At 35.9% G+C, this 17,594-nt stretch carries 19 protein-coding genes; 3 read left to right on the top strand and 16 right to left on the bottom strand.

What is annotated here, in order from left to right:
- Positions 1-66: 66 nt before the first annotated feature.
- From C9J40_RS20085 to C9J40_RS20065, 4 genes are all read right to left on the bottom strand, one after another.
- A complete protein-coding gene (locus C9J40_RS20085) occupies positions 67-966 on the bottom strand; it encodes a hypothetical protein (RefSeq protein ID WP_107247813.1) in 900 nt (299 codons plus the stop codon).
- Positions 956-1,639, bottom strand: coding sequence for a hypothetical protein (locus tag C9J40_RS20080; protein ID WP_146144968.1), 684 nt, complete (start codon positions 1,637-1,639; stop codon positions 956-958). The genes C9J40_RS20085 and C9J40_RS20080 overlap by 11 nt, the downstream gene beginning before the upstream one ends.
- A 192-nt stretch (positions 1,640-1,831) precedes the next feature.
- Positions 1,832-3,985, bottom strand: a complete 2,154-nt coding sequence (locus C9J40_RS20070) for a TraI domain-containing protein (RefSeq protein WP_107247810.1) — start codon at positions 3,983-3,985, stop codon at positions 1,832-1,834.
- Complete coding sequence (locus C9J40_RS20065; protein ID WP_107247809.1) at positions 3,985-4,296, bottom strand: hypothetical protein; 312 nt, start codon at positions 4,294-4,296, stop codon at positions 3,985-3,987. Before C9J40_RS20065 ends, C9J40_RS20070 begins: the two co-directional genes overlap by 1 nt.
- Positions 4,297-4,493: 197 nt before the next feature.
- On the opposite strand from C9J40_RS20065, the gene C9J40_RS20060 reads away from it, so the two are divergent.
- Positions 4,494-5,756, top strand: a complete 1,263-nt coding sequence (locus C9J40_RS20060; protein ID WP_107247808.1) for a hypothetical protein — start codon at positions 4,494-4,496, stop codon at positions 5,754-5,756.
- Here the strand turns inward: C9J40_RS20060 and C9J40_RS20055 are convergent.
- Positions 5,737-5,937 carry a hypothetical protein gene (locus C9J40_RS20055; protein ID WP_107247807.1) on the bottom strand — a complete coding sequence of 67 codons (201 nt, stop codon included), beginning with the start codon at positions 5,935-5,937 and terminating at the stop codon, positions 5,737-5,739. The genes C9J40_RS20060 and C9J40_RS20055 overlap by 20 nt on opposite strands.
- A gap of 53 nt (positions 5,938-5,990) precedes the next feature.
- Between C9J40_RS20055 and C9J40_RS20050 the strand changes: the two genes are divergently transcribed.
- The gene (locus C9J40_RS20050; protein ID WP_107247806.1) at positions 5,991-6,743 is read left to right on the top strand and encodes an EAL domain-containing protein; all 753 of its coding nucleotides are present in this window, start codon (positions 5,991-5,993) and stop codon (positions 6,741-6,743) included.
- Positions 6,744-7,092: 349 nt separating this feature from the next.
- Here C9J40_RS20050 and C9J40_RS20045 read toward each other — a convergent pair whose 3' ends face one another.
- The 3 genes from C9J40_RS20045 to C9J40_RS20040 form a co-directional block, all read right to left on the bottom strand.
- The gene (locus C9J40_RS20045) at positions 7,093-7,785 is read right to left on the bottom strand and encodes a hypothetical protein (RefSeq protein WP_107247805.1); all 693 of its coding nucleotides are present in this window, start codon (positions 7,783-7,785) and stop codon (positions 7,093-7,095) included.
- Between the two features lie 51 nt (positions 7,786-7,836).
- A complete protein-coding gene (locus C9J40_RS21950) occupies positions 7,837-8,064 on the bottom strand; it encodes a hypothetical protein (RefSeq protein WP_146144967.1) in 228 nt (75 codons plus the stop codon).
- A 529-nt stretch (positions 8,065-8,593) separates the two neighbouring features.
- Positions 8,594-9,172 carry a hypothetical protein gene (locus tag C9J40_RS20040; protein ID WP_146144966.1) on the bottom strand — a complete coding sequence of 193 codons (579 nt, stop codon included), beginning with the start codon at positions 9,170-9,172 and terminating at the stop codon, positions 8,594-8,596.
- 235 nt (positions 9,173-9,407) lie between these two features.
- On the opposite strand from C9J40_RS20040, the gene C9J40_RS20035 reads away from it, so the two are divergent.
- Positions 9,408-10,604 carry a site-specific integrase gene (locus C9J40_RS20035; protein ID WP_107247803.1) on the top strand — a complete coding sequence of 399 codons (1,197 nt, stop codon included), beginning with the start codon at positions 9,408-9,410 and terminating at the stop codon, positions 10,602-10,604.
- A 7-nt stretch (positions 10,605-10,611) separates the two neighbouring features.
- On the opposite strand, the gene C9J40_RS20030 is transcribed toward C9J40_RS20035, so the two are convergent.
- From C9J40_RS20030 to C9J40_RS19995, 8 genes are all read right to left on the bottom strand, one after another.
- Positions 10,612-11,241 carry a hypothetical protein gene (locus C9J40_RS20030; RefSeq protein ID WP_107247802.1) on the bottom strand — a complete coding sequence of 210 codons (630 nt, stop codon included), beginning with the start codon at positions 11,239-11,241 and terminating at the stop codon, positions 10,612-10,614.
- A gap of 127 nt (positions 11,242-11,368) precedes the next feature.
- Positions 11,369-11,698, bottom strand: a complete 330-nt coding sequence (locus C9J40_RS20025) for a hypothetical protein (RefSeq protein ID WP_107247801.1) — start codon at positions 11,696-11,698, stop codon at positions 11,369-11,371.
- A 100-nt stretch (positions 11,699-11,798) separates the two neighbouring features.
- Positions 11,799-12,056, bottom strand: a complete 258-nt coding sequence (locus tag C9J40_RS20020) for a hypothetical protein (RefSeq protein ID WP_107247800.1) — start codon at positions 12,054-12,056, stop codon at positions 11,799-11,801.
- Positions 12,057-12,060: 4 nt separating this feature from the next.
- Positions 12,061-12,624: a hypothetical protein gene (locus tag C9J40_RS20015; protein ID WP_107247799.1), complete on the bottom strand. Its 564-nt coding sequence runs from the start codon at positions 12,622-12,624 to the stop codon at positions 12,061-12,063.
- A gap of 209 nt (positions 12,625-12,833) precedes the next feature.
- A complete protein-coding gene (locus tag C9J40_RS20010) occupies positions 12,834-13,076 on the bottom strand; it encodes a hypothetical protein (protein WP_107247798.1) in 243 nt (80 codons plus the stop codon).
- Positions 13,077-13,097: 21 nt separating this feature from the next.
- Positions 13,098-13,490, bottom strand: a complete 393-nt coding sequence (locus tag C9J40_RS20005; protein WP_107247797.1) for a hypothetical protein — start codon at positions 13,488-13,490, stop codon at positions 13,098-13,100.
- A 544-nt stretch (positions 13,491-14,034) separates the two neighbouring features.
- Positions 14,035-14,322 (bottom strand): hypothetical protein, encoded by a 288-nt coding sequence (locus C9J40_RS20000; protein ID WP_107247796.1) that lies wholly within the window; start codon positions 14,320-14,322, stop codon positions 14,035-14,037.
- A 639-nt stretch (positions 14,323-14,961) separates the two neighbouring features.
- Positions 14,962-16,563 carry an ATP-binding protein gene (locus C9J40_RS19995; protein ID WP_158259568.1) on the bottom strand — a complete coding sequence of 534 codons (1,602 nt, stop codon included), beginning with the start codon at positions 16,561-16,563 and terminating at the stop codon, positions 14,962-14,964.
- Positions 16,564-17,594 lie beyond the last annotated feature (1,031 nt).

The raw sequence follows: 17,594 nt of genomic DNA, 5'->3' as shown, positions 1-17,594 counted from the left end.
TGTTTATCTCCATTATTTAAATAACGAGCTCTGCGGTTTTAACTAGTTTTGGCTTTTTATGCCAATTTAAATTTTATTATTATCGTCAAACCATTTATCGATGGTTTTGTCGAATGTCGTGCCTTTAGGCAAAAATAGCTTTCCCAGGCTATATAAATTTGCGTCCCATTCCTGATGTTCAAAAAGATAATTAATTTCTTTTCGAATGAATCTTAAAATAGTTTTATAGTCTACTTGACCTATATGCTCATTGCATTCTGATTTAATGTATTTAAGTATTTCTATTTTTCTATTTACGTCCTGTTGGTTTATGTTGTATGCAATAAATTCATTCATGAAGTAATTCTTTTTAGCGAATAGCTTTTGAATTTCTTCAAACAAAGAAACTTTACTAACACGAGTAGATTTTTTCTCGGTAACAATAAATGGCTTAATCAAATCATATGTGAATTGATTATCATTCATAATTAGTTTGATCGAACTTTCAGGAACATGATCATTAGCGAGTTCAACTATGAAGTTGAATTTATCGATTATAGAATCCATTAACTCTAATAATGAACTCTCTATAATAAAATATCGTGTATCCGCATAGTGAGTTGAATTAATGAATTCAATTTGCTCGGCTGCTGGTAAGTTAAAAAACCAAGCAAAATCATCCTTACTCTGAAAAAATATAGAACGATCGGCTGCTGGACATTGCTGCATCGCGTGTTTGAAAAAAAGAGAAACCTGCTCAGGACTTCGCCCTTTATTAAATAAAGGATTTTCTTTGTACCTTTTAATGTATTCAGGTTTTAATCCAATAATATAATCAACACCTTTCTCGTGTACTGCAATAACATTACGCATTGTTTGATTGCGGTAATACTCGTCGGCAAAGGGACCTAGATCATTTGATAATAACTCATATACGGCAGCATATGAAAAATGCAAAAGGTTGGCATGATAAACATTAAGATGCATCAGTATACTCCGTTATTATTCTTGCCAATTCAAGTCTAGTATTTTTATTAATTATTTTTGTTAGAAGCCAGTAGTTAGCATTAATATCTGCGCTGTTCATGTTTAATCGACAACCGGCATAATTTAATACGTCGCTATAATTATTAGCTACAAGTGTCGTATGGTGCTCTTTGTACTCTTGAAGTAATAAGTTTTTTGATTTAGCAATGTCGAACGACAGATTTATCAGTGAAAATGCAATCGCCGCACGTTGCTGTAAATGTTGTGATTCAATAAATTTACAATAGGTCTGTTCGATATCAACGAGAAAGAAACCTATATGAGTATCGACAGGGACTATTGCTATACCTATTTCATCCAGCAAAGCACAGAGTTTATCAAATGCTTCTGTCTGAACTTCACGAGTGATTATTGCATCTAAGCGCTTTTGTGATAGTCGCTGCATTTTTTTGAGCGTCATGAACGATGGAAATACGCCTTGAGCAATCGCGCGTAATTTTTGATCATTCCAAACGACATACGCATCGTCGTCAATCAGTTGAGACAGTTCTGTAGCCTGTGAGTCAGACAAGCCGTAGAGATCAATTGACCGTGAGATCGCAATGATTTGAGCATCCACACTATTATTATTACGACGAATGTTGTTAGCTAAAGTATTAAGATCGACCATCACTGAAATCTCCATTAATTGATATTAACGAAGGGGTACTCGTTGTTTTCATATTTACTGAAAAGTAGGAGGTAAATTTTTTTTCAGCTGAAAGAGAACCTAGCGCCAAGTTTTCAGTAAACATGACAACATTAAGTCGAAAAAAATCAAACACCATTGTAAGTAGGTAAATGCTCAGTTCCATTGATTATCCTGTTAGTCCTTTTCCAGTTGTAAACTGCGTGATGGTCGTGCTTTTTCGAAACCATTGAGCTGACAGCAAATAGATTGGTTTAGTTTGATAGCTGAAATGCTTACTCCGCTTGTTGAGCGACCTAAAGTAAACGCTATTTTCACAAAATCCACGTTGTTTCTTTGCTTATCATGGTAATTCAGGTTTAAGATCATCCGCCTTAGTTCGCTTTCATCAATGACGCCCGTTATTTTCCGTATATCACGTTCATGTCGATGTTTAAAAAGCGTTATTACCTTTGGCCACACGCAGTACAAATTATTATTTTGCTTATGTAGTGGTGCCTGCGCAACGCTAACTAATTTTGAGTCACGCAAACAAGATTCAATAAACCTCACAAATAGTTTACTGATATCACTATCTATAAAGTTAACGGTATGTCTTTGTGGAATGTCGTCTGATTTTTGACTTTCCTCAATATTATTGTTTGATGAAAGTTTCGCTAAATCAACGGGATGATTGTGTAATTGAGAAGTCGCTAACATAATTTCATGCGAGTCATCAGTCTTATTTGTACTGTCTTTTCTGTCTTTTTGCGAGTCATCACACGAAACGCTAGAAACTTTATTTGATTCATTCATATAACTGTCAAATAATTGTTTTTCATGAGATTCATTCGCTAATGGAATATTTTGATTTGTTATACAAGTTAATTCTTCTGAATCGGTGTTAGTTATTTCTTGTAACGCTTTATCATCTTTTTTTGCTTCGATAATATTAGTAGGGGCTTTATCAGTATCGTTTGGCACCTGAGCCCGCGAGTTACCCTCGGAATTTTCCGTATCGGTGTTAGTTATTTCTTGTAACGCTTTATCATCTTTTTTTGCTTCGATAATATTAGTAGGGGCTTTATCAGTATCGTTTGGCACCTGAGCCCGCGAGTTACCCTCGGACTTTTCCGTGATTGTTTCGTCTACATTTTCAATATAACCAATCAGTGGTGATTGTTTTGTTGGTCTTATAACAAGATCGCCTACTTGTAATTGATTATCAGGATCTATTGCAGAGCGCTGTATTAAAATCACCGACCAAAACGTTTTATTTATATTGCCAAATTTTTGGCTGCTCTGTGATACTTCGATATTGTTCAATGTGCGTTTATCGCTTTTAACGATGAGGTCAGTTTCACCTAATATATTCAGCACGCGAGTTTGTTGCGTTTTCCGCTCATCAATGTCTTTAGTTAAGAGGTCGCACCAAGCAGGATGGAGCAACAGAATATGTGTTGATAAAACGAATATTGGTTGGCCAACCTGGTTGATCTTAGGAGCGTTAAAAACAACACTTTTAATATCAGAGATAACACTATCGAGTTTGCTTGGTGGTTTTTGTGATTGTCCAGTGTTGGTACTTACTGAGTTCTTAACACTGTGTCCATCACTATATTTAACTATTTGCGTAATTAACTGGCTGTTTTCATAATCTGCAGATAGGTAACCAAATACAATACTCCAAACCTCATAACTGCTATGTAGCCAATTAAGTTGTTCCCTGTTTAGAATACGTGGTAGAAAAATACTGTTTAAACACGCGTGTAAACTATAGTTTTGTTGGTTACGGTATCGAAATTTGTAGCGAGATCCTGTTGGAATATTTTGTGTTAATGGGTTCCAAACGATCGGTTGCTCTTTTTTATCAAAATAAACAATTTCTAAATCAGTAAAAGCTTTTGCAATGTCATGAAAAAGTGCAGAAAGAAAAACGCCGTAAGTAAAGCGATCTCGAAGTAAAGCCACTTTATCCTCGGTGCCTGGCATAAAAACTTGTCCACGCTCTTTTCTTGTCGCATAAAGTGCAACTTCTAAACTATGCAATGCTAAACCATAGCGCATGGAATGATGATCGGATTTGCTAGCTGGTAATGCCTGAATAAACTCTAGAAAGCGATCTATAACAACGCCATAAAATCGCTCAGCATACTCCTTATCGAGAGCTCGTTCTTCGATTATTAAGTCTCTTAATTGTTGTAATCTCGGTGCTGCGCTATAGATATCATCGGCACAAAGGGCAGTTTGTGAGTGAGCAACTGCACCACTAAGATTGTCATTACTGCCCATATCGTCGCTAGGATCTACACTAGAATCTTGTGACAGCAGAGATAAGAACTTTCGAATCATTAACAAGTTCCTATTAGCTGGCCTGCCAAGATCCAGTGATAAACTTGTTTCACCGTTATTGCTCTTGGATTCTCGCAGTAGCTGACCTTAATATTCTCGATACCAACCCGCAGTTCAAAGTCACTAAAGGTTTCAAGAATAGGCATCCATTTCTCGTCATCTGTGTATATGGCAGCGCGGTCAAACACGAGATCATGAAAAATGCCTTTTTCTTCATCATTCATGCGCTCCATAATCTGAGCGGAAGGGGATTCGATTAATGACTCTAAACCTGCAAATTGTTGTTCAAAAAGATTTACGTTATAGAGCATGCCCCCTCCCACTAAAGAATAAAAAAGGCTGAATGTTTCTTTCAGCCTGAGCCGCAGAGCTCAACATGTTTATAGTAATATGAAAGTAGAAGCCAATATTTGCAGTTTTTTTTCTGAGTTAAAAAAAAAAATGCAATTTATGGGTATAGTTACGATTTAACATAAGAGGAGGTGAGTTCTGTAGAGGTTTATAAAGCATGTGGATATATGAGCACACGACCAAACGTCGTTTATTTAAAACTCCAGTGATTATTAGCTATCAGACTATTGGTACAGAGTCAGTGCAAAGTTATTTACGAGAATGCTATGAAAAAAAATATTGGTTAATGTGTGATTGCACTACACCACCAGCGATAATGTTTTTGCGACGGCAAAGTAAAGATGGTGAGATTGTATTAGTTAACCACTCGCAGTTTGGTTCCCATGGTGCAGAATGTGAATTTTACTCTTCGGTAAAAGGCTCTCCGCGTGAAATTAATTTCAATGGTGCGTTAGTCAGTGCCGGTGAAAAAAGACATCATGTTCAACTATATCGAAATTTTACTTCTGACATACCATCTGCAGCGTCGCCGTCGTCGGCATCCTCAAATAGTGAGATGCGGATTGACAGTTTTATTAGATTAGTTTGGCAACTTTTTGAGGACTCACTAACACAACTTGCTGATATATCTCAGCCAAGCCCTTCAGAGTTAATCAGCTTATTGAAAGTTAGAGATGCAGGCCAACAAGTCATTCTGTGTAAACAGGAGAACCTTAAGAAACATCTTTACGTGGATGCTAAAGGGTTTGGTTTACTTAAATCAAATATGAAAAAAGCACATAGATTAAATTCATCACGGCGGCATCAAAGTGTGTTGCTACTTTTTGCGACACACTTAGAGTTTAGAAATGAAAGTTTGAGATTAACGACATACAAAGGAGAGGTATTTTATATAGATAATGTCAGAAGAAAAAACATAAAAATAAATAGATTCGATTTATACGATACTCCTTGCCTAGTAGCATTGTCATTCTGTTATGAGTCACCTGAGTCAAAACCAGAAGATTTAATATGCATAAAATGGTTTGCTCAGCCTTTTGTTAACCTAAAATTTCCTATACTCGTTCATAGTAATTACGAAAAGATTGTGATCGATTACGCTATACATTTCTTATCCAATTATCCTGACATCCATAATCCATGCTTATACAAACCGTTAAGCGCAATTGTTGATAATCGGACCCAAAAAGAGTTTATACCGAGCTTTACTGTTAGTTTTAGCCAGGCGAATAAAACTCGACGATTTGCTCTATTCTTACAAGAAACTGAAATAGAGAATGTCTACCCTGATGACACACAATTTTCTAATACTTTTGACTCCATCGAAATATTGAAGCTCTATGAGATACAAACCGTTGAAACATTGAAATACAGAATTAGAATGATTCTAGAGGATGCTATTAATCGTCTAAATCTTTAGTTGGTTGCCATAGAGCTTCGATGATTACATTAAGGATCAGTACTAACATTAAAGCAGCCACTAAGAATTTGCTGTACCAAGCCGATAATATGCTAGGAGCAAATATGTTGAATATAACTATTAACATACTTGCGACAATGAGCAGTGCTAGGTCCACCATTAATTTCTTATTAATTTTCATATATAGATCCTCCGTTAAAATTAAAGACTATATCAAAATTGGAAAACGCAACCATGATAAATAAAAGAGATACAGATATCTTGTTGAAAAGTGTCTCAGCTGCATTCTCTGAAGGAAAAAGTCATTATGACAAAGCATTACTTGAAGAGTTAGAGTCTGATGGTTTGGAACTTATTAATGAGGATGTTATTGATCTTGTTACTAATGAAATACGCTATAAGGACTGGAGCCTTCAAAGAAATAATCATCTCATATCTAAAATTTCTCATTTACCGTTACTGGTTGATACCATATTTCAGTTAGATCTCGCAGGTTTTAATCTATTACTCAAACACATAAGAAATAACAAAGATGATGTACTCTTTACTCATAGCTTACAATTAAGATCTTCATCTCTCAGTCATAAAGATTTTCAGGAAAGGTTCTCGGCAATAGTAAATAGTCATCAAACCAAGAATTTACAGATATTGTTATTCTTTAATAATAAGTATGATAATCACGACGAGACATTTAAAGACAACTTTCAGTTAATTAAAACGACCTGTTCTAAAGTGATTTTAGATTCATTCGGATGTGGGGCTGCAACGCCAGTTTTATACGACATGTTAGATTTTGACGGTATAAAAGTGCACTCATCGATAAAAATGTTGCATGAAAGGCAATCTCTGGAACGAGTTTTTCTGATGAAAGGAATACTTAAACAAATAAAAGCTGATGGTAATCTAATTGTATCTCCTTTGATTTTATCGAATGAGATTAAGCGTTTCTATGTTGATATGGGCTGTGAATGCGGAGTCATCCTTTAAACAATCTTTTTATCTGTTTTAATTTTTACCATTTCAGCTTCACCGAAAAAAGCCAGCAATAATAGCTTATTGCTGGCTTTGTTGTGTTTAAGGGCTTTTTTCTTTATTTTCTATCCTCTTAGATTCGTTTCTTATAAAGCGAAAGGACACATCTTTTATAGCGGACATGTACTCAGCTCGTGATAATAACAAGTTTGGATACGTATTACCTTTCCAACCTTCTGATGGCTTTCGGTATTCGAATTCATACCCAAGTGAGTGGTATTTTCTTAATCTAAAGTAAAGCCTATTTTTCGACACAGGGTGTTCGATATTCCATTCACGATAGACCCCATGATTGTCATTAGATCTAATCAATATGCTGAACTCCAAAAAGAGAAGTTTGAGTTGCTGTTACTGGCGGCTTATGCGAACAAACAACAATATGGTACGAGCCAGTTTGACAAACATAATCAACACTCCTGAAATGCAGCAGTGCTTCTTCTTTAAGTTCGTTGGGTTGGTAACCTTTTTGAAAAGTTTGCCCGGTAACTGTATTACCCGTTGCATCTTTAACTTTTCGGACAGTTTTGGTAAGTACACCATCAAGGTAGGGTTCACCCACGATGCCACGATCTTTATAGCTTCTGACCGCGATGTATGCTTTGCCATCCTTATCGTCAGTTGCTCTAGCAATCTGTTGCCAAACTATTTGGCGATTCAAAGGGGGCAACACATTCAGGACGTAATTCGATATCACGACTTTATAGTTACAGCCTAAAATCTGAGAAGCATTTGCGGTACCCACATCGAGCTCAGCATAGGCTGCAGCGATTGATTTAAAGTACAGGCAATCAGGAATCGCTTTCCCTTTTCCAAAATGCAAGAGTGATTGTTTGAAACCATTATCGATTAAGTTTTTCTTTATTAGATACTTTAAAGGTGCAGTTAAATCTTTACGGCCGATGGCAGTGGTTGAGGCAATAACGAAATTATTTGTAATTTCGTCGCCGAAGTTATCTTGATAACCATTAAGATCGTTGGTTTGTTTTACAATATTCATGTTATGTAATTTCCTGAAATAACCGTGAGGTTGTGTGGTGGGTAGTAGGTGTTACTTGGAAAGAATGTGGCTGATTTCTGAATTAGAGATACAAGTGCCAGTGTAAGTTTCTGTAATTCTATTATTACTGCTGATCGTTAAAAATAGTTGCTGTTTCATTCCTATTTGAGAACGGTACTTAATACTTATATGTCCGTTGCAGTTAGGAAGTGTTTCAAGCAACTGTTCGATATTATCCGTTTCGATAACAGGTTCACTCAATTGACAAATTTCGTACAAGGTGTACTCCAAAGTTGGGTTAGTAAAAATAAGGTATAACTAAGTTGGCGTTTGCAAGGGGATTGCAGATCAAAGGGTAGGGGATGGCTCTATTGGTAGGTTGGCTATTAGATGAGTATTACAAGCCATTACTCATTTGTTACATTTTTAGACTAAACATCAAACTTGGTAATGTCAAAGAAGATCAATAATCGATTAAAGTTTTTTTTACTTAACACTAAAAAACGCAAAATACTGCCGAATATTATAGTTAACCTTCAGATATCTAGGAGCAAATTATTAAGTGGTAGTCGTTATGTTGAAAGAGATACACTATGCGTTATTTTTAAAGTTTTAGAAGAGTACGATCGCCTACGTAAAAATATCAGACGTGAGGATAGGTTTGAGTAGCAAGTAAGAAAGGATTGATGTTGAAGCTACTATCGCGATTTAGATAGAAATCGCGATAGTCTGCTTTATATAACCGCCATGTAATTGAATTTGTTTAATGATGCGTTATCGTGATTTTGCTACAAATCTCGATAAACAATTAGATGAGTCCACCTTTATCGCTAGAAACTAATGGAACATACATTGCTGCTTCCAATTTGGACCGTTCGAAGTTTTCAAGAATTGTACGGCAATGATGATAAGCTGGACTGGCTATTTCATACTTCATCATTTTGCTTAACTGGTTAATAACCAAATCATTTGTCGTATAACCATTATTTTTAATCGCTTCTACCGAACAATGTATCCAATATAATTTAAGCAAATCAATATCAAAACCTGTGAGTTGGTATTCAGTTTCAACACCACTGGCTAAAGCATTAAAGAGTACTGCGTAATAATTTAAACAACAATTACTTATCTTAGGCTCGACTGTACGTGATGCCGTTTTAAAGTAAATGCTAAATGCATCTTTATAGCTATCTATATGGTTAATTACTACGTCATCAATCGTGTTGCGATAACGTACTTTATTAAATTGATTTATATCCGATCTTAATTTATTAAAACCTAGCTCGGCATACTCTTTTTCTAAACGGCAATAATCCTTTATATCAACTGCGTTCGTACTACTTTTAGATTTTATGCGCATATCGTTAGCTATCTGAAAAAATTCCATTACTCTCAAACTCTGGTTACAAAATACGTAAAAGAAAAGCCGAAACTTTTGGTTTTGCTAATATGCTCTGACTCATACATTAAATCATAGCAGCCACACTCTCCGTCATCCTTCGATATGCTATCTGACGGTCTTTCAGGTATGCATCATTACATCGGTTTCAAAATTTGCAAGTTATCCAACAATTAACTGTCAACTTTGATACTGTATATAATCACAGCAGGATGGAGGCATAATGACAACAGCATACTTCGACACCATTCAATTCATCGAACAGCCAAACCAAGAGCTTAATCTAAAATTAATGCAGAAGTCTTTTGTAGACATATCGTATGAATACGAGCTAGTTACTGACTTTTTGTGTCAGTTTACTGATAACAGCTTTAAAAGTTACCGTTCGTCTTGCAATACGTTTTTCGTGTGGCTATACGACTATTACCAAAAGGCTTTATTAGACGTAACGAAACGCGATATTGCTAAGTTTGTGAAGTGGTTACGTAATCCACCAGCAGAACTTATTGCGCGGAGTCCGCAACCTACGCATAAGGGATCACTGCGCAGTTTGAACGTAAACTGGCGACCTTTCGTTAATAATGATTCGACGAAAGATTACCGCATAAAAGATGCTTCTCTAAGGACAAATCTTCTCAATATTTCCGCATTGTTTCGTTTTTTAATAGATGAAGATGTGATTGATAAAAATCCTGTTTCTCAATATCTTCGTAATAACCGAACGTTAACGAAATCAGGAGAAAGCGAATCATTAAGATATTTGACGACTAAACAATGGCATTATTGCTATAAAGCGGCATTACGATCAGCTGAAAACGAACCTGATATTCATGAACGAACCTTATTCCTTATCACTTCGATGTACGCGGGTTATTTACGTATAAGTGAAGTATCAGACAGACCTGGCTATAGTTGCTGCTGGAACCAATTTCAGGAAATGTCAGGGTATTGGGTTTTGAATGTTCCAAGATCCAAGTTCGGTAAAAGTAGGCAGATAGAAGTGTGTGAAGATTGGCTGAAAGCGATTATTCGTTATCGAAAATATCTTGGTCTTAGTCCCCTACCAACCAATGATGATAAGCCAATTTTTATTCGACATAAGATTGCGTCTAGAGGAGATAAAAAAGGTCAGATTGACGTTAACCTCTCAGCATCACGTATTTTTGAAATAGTAAAACAGGTTTTTGAATTTGCAGCACAGTTGGCTGAAGAAAATAATGACCTATCTGATGCATCTGTATTGAGAATCGCGACACCTCATTGGCTACGGCACTCAGGTATCTCGCATGATGTTGAACGTGGTCGTCCTCTCTCTCATATTCAGCAAAACGCTGGTCATGCAGATCTAACTGCAACATCAAGGTATGTGCATTCTACAAGCTCAGAACGTTATCAATCATTAGTCAACAAGAAGATATAAATCGATATTATTCCTTAATTGGCAAAATTGCGCCTTTAATTTGTTTTTTCAGGATAACTAGCCTTTCAAGTGTTTCGATATAAGGATGCGTTCTATTGAGTGTCTTAGCTGTTTTGATGGCCGAACAATAATGCATTAAGTCGAAGTCTCGATTTCGGTTAACTTCAAACCCTAAGAAATGAAGGATTCGCTGTAATTCAATAATGTAACCTTCATATGAGTCATCGTCTTTATTGAGTAATGTCGGAGTGAAAGAAGTGCTGTTGTTTGAAAGAGTGATCTGACACTTTAAATTTAAAACCATGATTTTGATTAATGCCATTACGATATCGTCCTGAATATTCAAGTTTTGATGCTTGTCGGTAAACAGGCAGCAGATACTAACGCGGCATTCACGCAACGAAATATCAAAAGTGATGCTTGATATTTTGCTCATAGTTAAAATGGGTTTGATGTTGAGTTTAATGACTTGGTAGGTTGGTATAAGAGCAATGATCTCAGCTGCTTTAATCATAACGTGGTCATTAATTACATTGATGTTTGTAGAATTAGTAATTAGCCTATACAAATCAATTTCAGCATTAGTATTAAGGATTTCGCTAGTATAAATTCTCTCAGTATTATTTGTTGCCAGCATCTATCTAAACCTCCATTTAAAGCGATTATTATAAAAGTATTAATAGTCGTATATTTGTTGTTTTTTTCTTTGAACAAAAAAAAAAAGACAACACACTGGTTGCCTTTGTTTTAATAATTAGCTTTGTTTATGCTGCACAGTTGATGAAACTTACTGGCAGTTTAAGACTAAAGTTATTTACTTCGTCTTGCGTAACTAAGGTAACGCAATTTTTTAGTATACTTACTGCGTTTTGGGTTATCTCATTAGCTAAAACCATCGAAACATCAGTTTGATGACATCGACCTTTGCTAGCACTTACCCAAGTCATTTTATCAATCGGTAAATTTAGTGACTTACAGTGGTGAATATTGGCAATTGCTATTGCTGTAATTAATGATGTCGATTCAATCATCGCTAATTGAGTGGTAAATTCATCACCAGTTATTGAGGCTGTTTCAACTAGAAATGTCTTCATAGTTCCTTCTAGGTGGCAGGTGGTTTTATATGATTTGGCTATCCTTTATAAAAAAACACCATGCGACTAAATTCGCATGGTGTTTAAGGGCGGTTTGATATTAATAAAAACTGATAATACCTTTTTGAATCATCTCCATGGCAAAGTTTCGCTGTTTATCAATTGGCCAAGAATTGAAGGTCTTAAGCTTGTTCGGCTTGAGATTGGGTTGAATCTTCAGGATGGCTTCATCGAGTAGACGATTTGCTTTTTCGATATTACTCTCTTCGCAGTTTTGGCAAGTACCAAAGCCGGTATCATGAGAGGCAGTTTGTTCACCGCGAAATAGTTTTCCGCAACAACTACAATCTAACAACATATAATCAAACTCCACAAAGGTGCATGTCGACTGTTTTAATGGCTTCGTCAAAGGATGAAGCTGATTGCATTATTTCCGTGTTTGCTCCATCAATTGCTTCTTTAGATGACGGGATGATGAACTGTTTTTGGATGTATCGATGCAGGTCTTGACTAACGACTAATGGTAATGTGAAAACTCGCATTGATTTAACCAAGTTGGTATCGTGATCAATCAGAAAAGCTGAAATTAACAGCCTCTCTTTTTCATTTGCATTAAATGACATCTTATCGTGCGATGTTTTACCACCTTCCAACAATAGAGCTATATTGAATGGTTGCTCGAAGCTGAGGCAGCCGATTTCAAAATAGATCATACATGCGCCATTTGTGTTGGTTTTTAAGCCACAATAAATTGGTGCATTATCGAATGCATCTAGTTCAAGTGGATCAATATTGTTAAAACTAAGCGATAGAATATTGCTTAAATCATTGCGAAACAGTTCCAAAACAGCGCCCTCTCCAGGCATTTCCATGAAAAAAGGTTTATTTAGAAAAACTGCTACATGTTCTTGTTGTTGAGTGTTCATTTTGTGGTTTCCTTAAATGAAGAGAGTGTGAACTCTTAATGGTGGTGGTTTGGATTTATGCTTGTTTTGCTCACATGCTAAGCAAAGCTGCTTGGACGTAAACTTAAGCAATCAAATAATTTTTGGTCGATGTAAGCGTAATAAAGTGAGTACCGGATTAGTTCAATTTGTCCGATAGCCAGTAAGGATATTAATTATCAATTTACCTATTACAATTTAACGGCTTTGTATGCTTTGATAATGGTAATGCACTTGTCACATGTAATGCCGCCACGAGCAACGGACTTTTCTTCCCATTCAGCATTTGTGTCTATATCCAGTACCGCCTGTGTACATAGGACTCTAGCCACGTCTAATGAAGGGTTAGCATCAACTAAGCACCATTCTTGCTCAACGTTTGGTAGGATATCGCCATCATCATTTTTAATGATTTTAACTAGTTCATTAGTCACGTATTCACTCCTTAATCAGATTTACTCAAAGTAATTATCGAGTTCGATATCTAAAGTTGAATCCTTATGATGAGTACCGTAGTCCACATACGCTCTTCCATATTTAACGGATGGCGGCGCAGTCTCTTTACACGGATCATCAAATCCAACATACATCTCTATTTTGAATTGGTTTTTATTTGCACAGATGTGCTCCCAATCAACCGGTGTAACTAATGGTTTATCGTTTTCGTCAATACCAACCTGTTCTACAGAAATGACAAGATGATCATCTTCAATCGAATATAGCGCTGTATCAAACCGTTGTTCACGATCTGTTTGTTTGTGAATGACGGTAAGGTAACCGAAGTCTAATAAACCAAAGTGCTGATCTAAAATTTTATTTTGAGTCTCAATGATTACTTGAAAAGACATTCGTTATCTCCTATTTAGGTAGTCGTAGTCGGTCGATTTCAATGCCGCATTCGGCGCAGCAAACTTGACCAGTTAGTGTGATTTCAAAATCGCCAATACAATGGCAATTGGCACAGTTGAGATTGCTGTATCCGTCAGGATTTTTTCTCAACAGAAGTTTTTTCAAAGAAGCTTTGTTGTTAAACAACAGTCCTTTTACATCGCCGCAATCGGCACACTGGACACTTCTATCCTGGTCAATAACGAACTTCGAAAGTGATTCGCATTCGTTGCAGGATAGAGAGCCGTTTTTTCCAGATAAAGAAAGTGTCTTTTTAATGGTGGTAGTTAATCGAGGCATAGGTTCCTCATAGTTTGTGTTATGGGTACTGGACGTTGTAAAGCCCATCAACGTAGATGTGCAAAGCACATATAGCTAACGTGTATTTAGCTATATGAACGTTTTTTATGTGGGACTGAAACCAAGAAACTAGAAGATTTATGTGGGACACGAAGTGTCTTTAGTGGAGCGGCAAGATGTCTCGCCGCTGCAAACTAAAGTGTTTTAGCTTGGATCTTGATAGATAGTCTCTATTTGTAGTTTCAGCGTGTTATAGTCGCTCTGCTTATGTTTAAGTTCCATGTCTAGGACCATATTAAGATCAAGACCATCTTCAAACTTAGCCCCATCACAAGCGCCTAATTGGTTGATTTCACATCCGTACTGTTTAGTAAGTTCGGTTTTGCAGTGAGGGCAAAAACGTTTATCTTTTTGGGATTGTAAATAAGCAGGATCATTAATTAATCGATTGATTTGATCGTCTGTAAAATTAAAAATAGCATTCTGCGCCATAAGTCGGTCTCCTTGATGTAGCAGATGGTTTATTTTTTATCACTTTTTGTCATGGTTACTACACCAACGATAATTAGTAATATTATGCCGCCTATCAACGACCAATATTGACCAATTAACTTTATAACTGTACTAACGCGGATTTCACCGTTTATTAGAAGCTCAAGCATAAGTTATAAATACCCCTTTAGTGAATTGTATAAACATGACTGTTTTTTAGAATTACGATAACTCTAGTGTTGTAGTTCGCTTCTAAAAAAGTCGGTGGTGGTTTGAGGAATGAACGTTGTAAAACTCAACAACGTAGATGTGCAATAGCACATATAGCTAACGTGTATTTAGCTATAGATACTGTAATGGATGAGGGTGTTACCAAGGAAAGGTAAAGATATTTTGAGGTTGCCATGGCGCTTAAGCTCGTTTCAGGCATCGAGCTATTTTATTCATATTGGATTATTTTCAATTTGAAAGCAAAATTTTTCTTTAAATTGTACTGATTCTTTCTGGACAAGAAGTGATTAAGGTAAAAAACAGCATATTAGAATCTAATATGCTGTTTTGGTTTATAGGTTTACTCCGTGGAATACGGACGCTTGTGAGAGTGTTTGAGCTGGTGGCTCAAATACAGTAGGTGGTTTGTTATTTAGGTGATTTAGTAACGACAAGTGTTCCATTTTCATCTTTCGTAAATGAAACAATATTGTCAGTGATTTTATTCATTATTGAATCAGGTAGTTCTTTGATCGCACGTTCAATTATCTTGGCAACATCATCTGTTTGATTTAGTAAAATAGACTCAAGAAGCGTTTGTTGGCCTTCTTCAATAATAAAATCAACATTGTCCTCGTCGTAATCTAAATGATTGATTTGCTTGAAAACTTCACCTTTATTGCAATCGTTAGGGAAAACGATTCCTCTCCCGCATCCTAACGAAAAAGAAGAGTACGAATCATCAATGCTGCCGAGTGGACCACCGATACTATAACTATCACAGTACGTTACTGTCATGTGATTGATAGTTGCGGTTTTGTAGTGATTATTGACTTCTAAATGAAGTTTAGCTTCTTCTAGAAAAACAATTTGGTCATAAATCCAGTGGTCAGAATCGAGTTCGATAAGCAGATTGTATGCGCCATGGAGATAAGCATACATCTCTGGTAAAAACGATTCTGATTCTTCGTAATTAAGACCGTCAACAATATGCAGATCACTAATTTCATTCGAGCTCAGTACCTCATCTGAAAATATTAGGTATATAGGCTCACCAGTTGGAAACTTCTCTCCTAGATCAATAAAATAACTGATTGGTAAATAATCCACGTCATTAAGTAGAGCTTTGTAACTATTGTAAGTTAGTAACTTTTTGTATTTACTAACTGTGGTTTTAACAATGTCTAGATCGTCAGAAGACAGCCTTTCCTTTAAAAGTTTTTTGACTGTTTCTCGAGTGGTGATTTGGATTGCTCGATAAATATCATCTTCATTAAGCAAATCTAGGCGGTCAGGCATCCGAGCTTTCACTTTTTTTGGACAAAGCTTGACGATATTACAGCCTTCAAACATTATTTTGTTTTCCAAAGCGTGACGATACCCACCGGGAGATACTGACTCTTTAAAGTACTCGTGTACGTACACACAGCTAGATTCTGTTAGCGTTGGGTTGAAATATATCACTCCATATTCAAAATTTTTCGCTACATAGTTAGCAGCAAGTAATTTTGTGTGTTGAAGCTTTGATTCCAGTTCAACTTGGTTATAGAACACCTTAATTTCAGATACCTGCGCGATATCATAAAGGTGCTGTTTTATCTGACGTTCAGATAAATAATAATCGTGCATGGTAATTTCTGTACCATTAACGAAATGGTCAACTGTTTTGATACTAAATGACTGACCATTCTTGATATCCTCAGTTAGAGCTGAAATATAAAAGTGGCCAGAAACCACACATAAATTCTTACAGCTAAATAGTGTTGAGATAAAACCGAAGCCAAAAGGTGACTCTTGATTGTTTTTCCAACTCGATTCAGTCACATTGAACAAGTGTTTCATGTCAGAAACACCAGAGCCATTATCGCGGACTCGAAGCGTTGTGTTATCAGTACGAAAGTGAATTTCACTGGCACCAGCACGACGTGCATTTTGCACAAGATCGGCAAGTACAATTTCTTTGTTAGTGAAACTATTTTCGATATTTTTAAGAAAATTTTTTGAGTTTATAGATAGTTTGATGTCTGTCATATGTATTTCCTTGGTATAGGTGGTAGTGGTTTGGGGAGCGGGCGTTGTTAAACCCAACAACGTAGATGTGCAATAGCACATATAGCTAACGTGTATTTAGCTATAGATACTGTAATGGATGAGGGTGTTACCAAGAAGTTGGTAAAGGCAATTGTGAGAGCCGTGTGAATCGACCGTTTCAGGCAGCGGACACCATTAAATGTAATACATCTTTATCAGTTAATCTATAAAAAAACCGACGTTAACTGTCGGCTTTTAAATTAAATGATTAGAACTGCTATTTATTTTGCTGCTTAAGGACGACAGCTCTATCAATATATTACATTTAACTTTATCGTTCAATTAATTTTGTATATGTTGTGCCAATGCATCAAGTTTTTTTATGCAGATGCTAGAGTTATTATTGTCATTAATACATACGTTATCGTTGTTTTTAAATGAAATATTAGCTGTTCCACTATATACCTTCTGGACAAAATTAAAATTTTCAACTGTTGAGTTTTGGCTTTTAGGGTATATCTTATATTTCAATGTATATTGATCCTTATTTGGTTCAATTTTGAAAATATAACCTGTTATTTTTTCTCCAATAATTGGATCATCTGTTAACGTTCCATCTTTAAAAGGAGTATTCAAATACCCAAGAATAAACTCATTCGTTTCAGTGTTTATAATATCGCTATTTAATCCTTGTTAAACATATTTTTGTTTGTTTGGAGTTTTGACTCCTAAAGCATTGTAAATGATGGTTTAAATTGGCAATGTAAGAGCCAGTAATTTTAGTGGTTGATAACTTAGTTAAATTATCTTTTGGGTAGTATGTAAAAGATATCGAGTTAGCCTTGGCCATATTAACTGATATTATTAAGCCGCTACGTCGAGTAATCTTTTTTATATAAATAGAGTCAACAATCTTCATCTTTATGTTGAATATAGCCTTTGTAAACTGAACGTTCTTATTGGTTTTCACTTGAAATAAAAAATGATGATAATAAAAATAAACTAGTAATCATAAACTGAAAATCTTATCT

It is taken from the genome of Photobacterium sp. GB-72 (assembly GCF_003026095.1).
Lineage (GTDB): Bacteria > Pseudomonadota > Gammaproteobacteria > Enterobacterales > Vibrionaceae > Photobacterium.
Note: the sequence above shows the minus strand (reverse complement) of the source record. Positions and strands in the feature narration are given on the sequence as shown.